The sequence below is a fragment of the Neobacillus niacini genome (assembly GCF_000759675.1).
Lineage (GTDB): Bacteria > Bacillota > Bacilli > Bacillales > Cytobacillaceae > Neobacillus > Neobacillus niacini_A.
This window is the reverse complement of sequence record NZ_BAWM01000010.1, coordinates 65,626-71,794: the sequence shown is the minus strand read 5'-3', so window position 1 is coordinate 71,794 and position 6,169 is coordinate 65,626. Positions and strand designations below refer to the sequence as shown.

Here is a 6,169-nt window from a genome sequence, read left to right as displayed (position 1 = left end):
CGAACACGGAAGTTAAGCTTCTCAGCGCCGATGGTAGTTGGGACTTTGTCCCTGTGAGAGTAGGACGTTGCCAGGCTGTACTATTTTAAATATATGTGTATAATTTGTTATTCTTAACACATAATATATTGGTGCGCATATTATATTAAAGAAATATTTTTTATTGTCGCGGGGTGGAGCAGTCTGGTAGCTCGTCGGGCTCATAACCCGAAGGTCGCAGGTTCAAATCCTGTCCCCGCAATTTGGTCTGGTAGTTCAGTTGGTTAGAATGCCTGCCTGTCACGCAGGAGGTCGCGGGTTCGAGTCCCGTCCAGACCGCCATTTATATTTTTAAAAATACGAAACTGTGTTTCGTTTTTTTTATGTCCTTTTGCTTAAATGGCGAATATTAGGTAAAATACATATTGAATGACATCCTTAGGAGTTTCCTAAGGTTTTTTTTTTATAAAAATAAGGTAGAATGAAGATAGAGATAAGCATGTTAAAGTAAAAGGTGATTATATGAATCAGTATGAAAAAAATACGATAGATCCTAGTGAAACTTTCCAGCTTGCTTCTGCTCTTGCGGAATTATTGCAGGCCGGTGATGTTATTTGTCTCGAAGGAGATTTAGGTGCCGGTAAAACCACCTTCACAAAAGGATTAGCAAAGGGTTTAGATATAAAGAAAACCGTTAACAGTCCGACCTTTACCATAATAAAGGAGTATAAGGGCAGGCTGCCATTGTATCATATGGATGTATATCGGGTTGCCGATTCCTACGAAGATTTAGGTTTTGATGAATATTTTGAAGGCGATGGAGTAACGGTTGTAGAATGGGCGCATTTAATTGAGGAACAGCTGCCAGTAGAATTGTTAACCATCTATTTGTATCACGTGGGTCCCGAAAAAAGAAAAATAGTGTTCGTTCCGAAAGGAAAAAGATATGAGCAATTATGTAAGGAGATTTTTCTAAATGACAATATTAGCGATTGATACTTCTAATTATCCATTAGGGGTTGCGCTTATAGAAAATAATCAAGTACTTGGCGAATATATTACCAACTTAAAGAAGAATCACTCTGTTCGAATTATGCCGGCCATTCAGACGTTAATGAAGGATTGTGAAAGAGTCCCAGCACAGTTAACTAAAATAGTGGTTGCGAAAGGTCCTGGCTCATATACGGGGGTTCGCATTGGCGTTACGATAGCCAAAACAATGTCTTGGTCGTTAAAGATACCTTTAGTAGGAATTTCTAGTCTTGAAATTATTGCTGCTGGGGCAGGGAGATACTTTGATGGTTATATATCCCCCCTAATAGATGCAAGAAGAGGACAAGTCTATACAGGGCTATATGAATACAAAAGTGGAGATCTTACTACCGTTAAAGAAGACCGCTTAGTTTTGTCAGCTGATTGGGCAGTCGCATTAAAAGAAGTAAAGAAACCCATTTTATTTGTTGGTAATGACCTAGCGCTTCATCAAGCTGCGATAGAAGATACACTAAGTTCCCAGGCAGTATTTGCAAAGATAACGGAGCATAATCCTCGTCCTTCGGAGCTTGCGTTATTAGGTAAAGATAAACAGGGGGAAGACATTCATTCCTTTGTTCCTAATTATATCCGCTTAGCTGAAGCAGAAGCTAAGTGGTTAGAGGCAAATGGGAAAATTTTAAAAGGATAGGATTAGAGAAATATGGTAGATTCTTTTGTTTTTCGATATATGAAGGAAGAGGATATCGATCAAATTTTAGAGGTTGAACATGCCTCGTTTGCTACACCATGGAGCAGAGAAGCTTTTTATAATGAGATTTATAATAATAAATTTGCAGTTTATATCGTCTTAGAAGAAGACGATAAAATTATTGGATATTGTGGTACCTGGATCGTTATAGATGAAGCCCATGTAACGAATGTGGCCATTCTTCCTGCCTACAGAGGCAGAAAGCTTGGGGAAGCATTGCTTCGTAAAATGATGACCATTGCAAAGGAAATGGGAGCAAGGAGCATGACTCTTGAAGTTCGTGTGACGAACCATGTAGCACAATCTCTTTACCGTAAGTTAGGATTTCAAAATGGCGGCATTCGGAAAAATTATTATTCAGATAATCAAGAAGATGCCCTAGTGATGTGGGTGAATATATGATAAAAGATCAATTCATCATGGGAATAGAAACAAGCTGTGATGAAACAGCTGTAGCAATTATTAAAAATGGCAGGGAGATAGCTGCCAACGTCGTTGCCTCACAAATTGAAAGTCATAAGCGTTTTGGAGGGGTCGTACCTGAAATTGCTTCCCGTCACCATGTTGAACAAATCACGATTGTCATTGAAGAGGCTTTAAAGGAAGCAAACCTTACAATTTCTGAGTTGGATGCCATTGCTGTAACAGAGGGTCCAGGATTAGTTGGAGCACTGTTAATTGGTGTAAATGCAGCCAAAGCTCTAGCATTTGCACATAACATTCCCCTTGTTCCTGTCCATCATATCGCTGGTCATATTTATGCTAATCGGTTAGTGAAAGAACTAAGCTTCCCGCTACTCTCCTTAGTAGTATCAGGTGGGCATACGGAGTTAGTCTATATGAAAGAACAGGGGCATTTTGAAGTTATCGGTGAAACAAGAGATGACGCTGCAGGCGAAGCATATGATAAGGTTGCAAGGACTTTAAAACTTCCTTATCCTGGTGGTCCACATATTGACCGGCTTGCTCAAGAGGGCAGTGATACTCTTAATTTACCAAGGGCTTGGCTAGAAGAAGGATCTTATGATTTTAGCTTTAGCGGTTTAAAATCAGCAGTTATTAATACTGTCCATAATGCAGAACAACGTGGTGAAAGAATCGCACCAGAGGATCTAGCTGCAAGCTTTCAGGCAAGTGTCATCGAAGTATTGGTGAAAAAGACAGTAAAAGCAACAGCGGAATACAAGGTTAAGCAAGTGCTGTTGGCCGGTGGAGTTGCTGCTAATAAAGGTCTTAGAATGGAACTGGAAAATGCCTTTTCAGATATAGCCGATATTGATTTAGTCATTCCACCTTTAAACTTGTGTACCGATAATGCTGCGATGATTGCTGCTGTAGGAAGCATTATGTTTGAAAAAGGAATTCGAGCAGACCTTTCATTAAATGCAAACCCTGGTTTAGATATCGAATTATACAATTAGTTTAAAGTCCTTCTGGATAAGAAGGGCTTTTTTGTTGCGATAAAAGAATTTTAAGGGATTATCGACTAGTTTCTTTGGGGATTGTGACCGAAAAAGCGGAGGCAATGAAAATTCGGTCACAATAAAGGAGCTAACTCGATATTCTAAACTTTATTTGGTGTATATCCTACTTTTTTGTGGATAACTTTTTTCGGAAAATTGTGCTTTGCAAGAATAATGTGGGTAAGTTACCTTTATTTTGTGGACAATGTGGATAAGTAGAGCTTTTTCTGTGGATAATGTGGAAAAGTGTGTATAAGCCTTAAGTATTAAGTTTTTAAATGTGAATAAACTTGTGGAAAAGAAATTTCGGGAAATAAGTCGAAGAGTTTTCCACGAATTTTGTCGGTTTTTAAGTGAAAATGTAGAGTCCCATCATAGGTGATTTTAATGATCAGCGAATATAGATAAACAAAGATATTTGAAAGAGGTGGATTTAAATGAAAAAGAAGTTCTTATTAGGAATTTTCATGGTTCTCTTTATTGGATTAACTGCTTGCAGTCTAGATATTAATATATCAACAGGTGATAAGAAACCCGATGTAATTGATAATGAAAATAATCAAGAAGAGGAAGAAAATAAACAGTATGAAAATGAATCCTTTAAAGAAGTTAAGGTTTCAAAATCGAATGGTAAGATAACGGTGGAGGGGAAGGCAAGAGTGTTTGAAGGTGTTTTTCAATATGCAGTAATCTCAGGAACGGAGATATTACTAGAAAACCATTATCAAACAGATGGTGCACCTGCATGGGGGAACTTCGAAATAACCATTGATAAGGAGCTTATGACAAAAGAAGACGTTTCAATCGAGCTATTTGTTTATTCAGCAAAAGATGGGTCGAAAACTGACATTTTAACCATTCCAATAAAATAGAAAAGGGGCTTGGATATCCGTATCCAAGCCCCAATGTATTATTCCGCCAGTTCAGCCCATTCTTCCATTAACTGTTCGAGTTCAGCCTTTGCTTTTTCATTTTTTAAATTTATTTCAAGAACTTTCTCATGGTCCTGAAATATTTCAGGCTCACATAGCTTTTCCTCGTGCTCTCGAATGAGCGCCTCCAGCTCTTCTATACGTAATTCGATTTCTTCTAATTTTCTCTTGCGCTGCCGCTCAAGCTTTTTACTTTCTTTATCCTGATGATACGAACTTTTTTCTTGGACTTCTGATTGAGTCTGTTTCTTAATTACACCAGCCTCTTCTAGAGCCTTTAGCTCCTCCTGTTCAAGCTTTTTTTCTAAATAATAGTCATAGTCACCAAGAAATTCAACACTGCCGTTTCGTCCAAGCTCCAATACCTTGGTTGCAATTCTATTAATAAAGTAACGATCGTGTGATACAAAAATAATGGTTCCAGGATAGTCTATTAGAGCATTTTCCAGAACTTCTTTACTGTCTAGGTCAAGATGGTTTGTAGGTTCGTCCAATATTAAAACATTTGCCTTCTCAAGCATTAATTTGGCTAGTGCCAATCTTGCTTTTTCACCGCCGCTTAATGTAGAAACAATTTTTAATACATCATCACCTGAAAACAGAAAATTACCTAGAACCGTACGGATTTCCTTTTCACTTTTTAACGGCCATTCATCCCATAGTTCATTGAGAACTCGCTTATTCGAGGTCAATTCTGCCTGCTCCTGGTCATAGTAACCAATTGCTAGATTTGCACCATATTGAATCGTACCTGCAAGGGCAGGCAGTTTTTTGATAATGGTTTTTAAAAGAGTAGATTTACCAATACCGTTTGGACCTACTAAGGCAATGCTTTCACCTCGATAGGCACGGAAGGAAATCATCTCAGATACTTTTTGTCCAACATAACCAACTGCTAATGAATCCACAGTAAGTACATCATTTCCAGTTTGTTTTTCAATTTCAAAGGAAAAGGTGGCAGACTTCTCATCACCTAATGGACGGTCGATCAAGTCCATTTTCTCAAGTTTTTTGCGCCGGCTTTGTGCTCGCTTCGTCGTGGAGGCACGAGCCAGGTTGCGCTGGATAAAATCTTGAAGATTAGCAACCTCCTGCTGCTGCTTCTCGTATAACTTCAAATCGCGTTCATAATTGACAGCTTTTTGATCGAGATAAGAGCTATAGTTTCCGATGAATTTTTGAATTTGCTTACGTGAAACCTCATATACCTGTGTGACCACTTTATCTAAGAAGTAACGGTCATGCGATACGATTAAGATGGCACCATCATAACTTTGGAGGTATTGCTCGAGCCATGTAAGCGTATCAATATCAAGATGATTTGTAGGCTCATCCAAAATTAATATATCAGGCTTTGTTAAAAGAAGTTTACCCAATGCCAGCCGGGTTTTCTGACCACCGCTTAAGCTGGATATCATCAAAGAGTTATTGGGAAAGTTTAAGCCATGCAGGATGGAGCGAATATCTGCTTCATACTGATAACCGCCCTGTTCTTTAAATTTCACTTGTAGTTGATCGTATTCTTTTAAAATTCTCTCGTAGCTGGTAGTATCCTCGATAGCAGCAGGATCCGACATTTGAACCTCGAGTTGTCGAAGTGATGCTTCCATATTTCTTAATCCTTCAAAAACGGTTAGCATTTCATCCCAAATCGACAAATTCGATTCAAGACCGGTATTCTGTGCTAAATAACCAATGCTAACTCCCTTTGGCTTTATAATTTCACCGCCATCATGCGACAAATGCCCGGCAATAATTTTCAATAATGTCGATTTTCCTGCACCGTTACGCCCCACAAGTGCGACACGGTCCCGCGTTTGTATTTCAAGCTTTATATTCGATAAAATTAGGTCTGCACCATAGTATTTTGCTAGTTGATTAACTTGTAATAATATCATTGTTTTTCACCTCAATTACTAAAATAAGTGTACCTTATTCCAACAATGTCGGCAATAATCTGTCATGGTGTTGGAGAAAATAAGAGAATATCTCGAAAGAAAAAATGTAAATTTTTTATCATTAGTTCAAAGTTTCACAGACAAATTGTGAAA

The 6,169-nt window shown here is 38.3% G+C and carries 6 protein-coding genes, 2 tRNA genes and 1 rRNA gene; 8 read left to right on the top strand and 1 reads right to left on the bottom strand.

What is annotated here, in order from left to right:
- The 8 genes from rrf to TR08_RS05215 all read left to right on the top strand — a co-directional run.
- Window positions 1–76: ribosomal RNA gene (gene rrf / locus TR08_RS34155) — 5S ribosomal RNA — on the top strand; the annotation flags it as partial.
- Between the two features lie 91 nt (window positions 77–167).
- Window positions 168–241, top strand: a tRNA-Met gene (locus TR08_RS05245).
- Window positions 242–244: 3 nt separating this feature from the next.
- A tRNA-Asp gene (locus tag TR08_RS05240) sits at window positions 245–321 on the top strand.
- 180 nt (window positions 322–501) lie between these two features.
- Window positions 502–975, top strand: a complete 474-nt coding sequence (gene tsaE, locus TR08_RS05235; RefSeq protein ID WP_045516343.1) for a tRNA (adenosine(37)-N6)-threonylcarbamoyltransferase complex ATPase subunit type 1 TsaE — start codon at window positions 502–504, stop codon at window positions 973–975.
- Window positions 956–1,663: a tRNA (adenosine(37)-N6)-threonylcarbamoyltransferase complex dimerization subunit type 1 TsaB gene (gene tsaB, locus TR08_RS05230; RefSeq protein ID WP_045516342.1), complete on the top strand. Its 708-nt coding sequence runs from the start codon at window positions 956–958 to the stop codon at window positions 1,661–1,663. The genes tsaE and tsaB overlap by 20 nt, the downstream gene beginning before the upstream one ends.
- Before the next feature lie 12 nt (window positions 1,664–1,675).
- Window positions 1,676–2,125, top strand: a complete 450-nt coding sequence (rimI, locus tag TR08_RS05225) for a ribosomal protein S18-alanine N-acetyltransferase (RefSeq protein WP_045516341.1) — start codon at window positions 1,676–1,678, stop codon at window positions 2,123–2,125.
- Entirely contained in the window at window positions 2,122–3,144 is a 1,023-nt protein-coding gene (gene tsaD / locus TR08_RS05220) for a tRNA (adenosine(37)-N6)-threonylcarbamoyltransferase complex transferase subunit TsaD (RefSeq protein ID WP_045516339.1), read from the top strand. The genes rimI and tsaD overlap by 4 nt, the downstream gene beginning before the upstream one ends.
- A gap of 479 nt (window positions 3,145–3,623) precedes the next feature.
- Window positions 3,624–4,058, top strand: a complete 435-nt coding sequence (locus tag TR08_RS05215) for a Gmad2 immunoglobulin-like domain-containing protein (RefSeq protein WP_045516337.1) — start codon at window positions 3,624–3,626, stop codon at window positions 4,056–4,058.
- 38 nt (window positions 4,059–4,096) lie between these two features.
- Here the strand turns inward: TR08_RS05215 and TR08_RS05210 are convergent, their stop codons facing one another.
- Window positions 4,097–6,016 carry an ABC-F family ATP-binding cassette domain-containing protein gene (locus TR08_RS05210; RefSeq protein ID WP_045516333.1) on the bottom strand — a complete coding sequence of 640 codons (1,920 nt, stop codon included), beginning with the start codon at window positions 6,014–6,016 and terminating at the stop codon, window positions 4,097–4,099.
- Window positions 6,017–6,169 lie beyond the last annotated feature (153 nt).

Bases quoted from the DNA above. Each gene is read 5' to 3' on its own strand.
- tsaE (WP_045516343.1), top strand. From the start codon at position 502: ATGAATCAGTATGAAAAAAATACGATAGATCCTAGTGAAACTTTCCAG.
- tsaB (WP_045516342.1), top strand. From the start codon at position 956: ATGACAATATTAGCGATTGATACTTCTAATTATCCATTAGGGGTTGCG.
- rimI (WP_045516341.1), top strand. From the start codon at position 1,676: ATGGTAGATTCTTTTGTTTTTCGATATATGAAGGAAGAGGATATCGAT.
- tsaD (WP_045516339.1), top strand. From the start codon at position 2,122: ATGATAAAAGATCAATTCATCATGGGAATAGAAACAAGCTGTGATGAA.
- TR08_RS05215 (WP_045516337.1), top strand. From the start codon at position 3,624: ATGAAAAAGAAGTTCTTATTAGGAATTTTCATGGTTCTCTTTATTGGA.
- TR08_RS05210 (WP_045516333.1), bottom strand. From the start codon at position 6,016: ATGATATTATTACAAGTTAATCAACTAGCAAAATACTATGGTGCAGAC.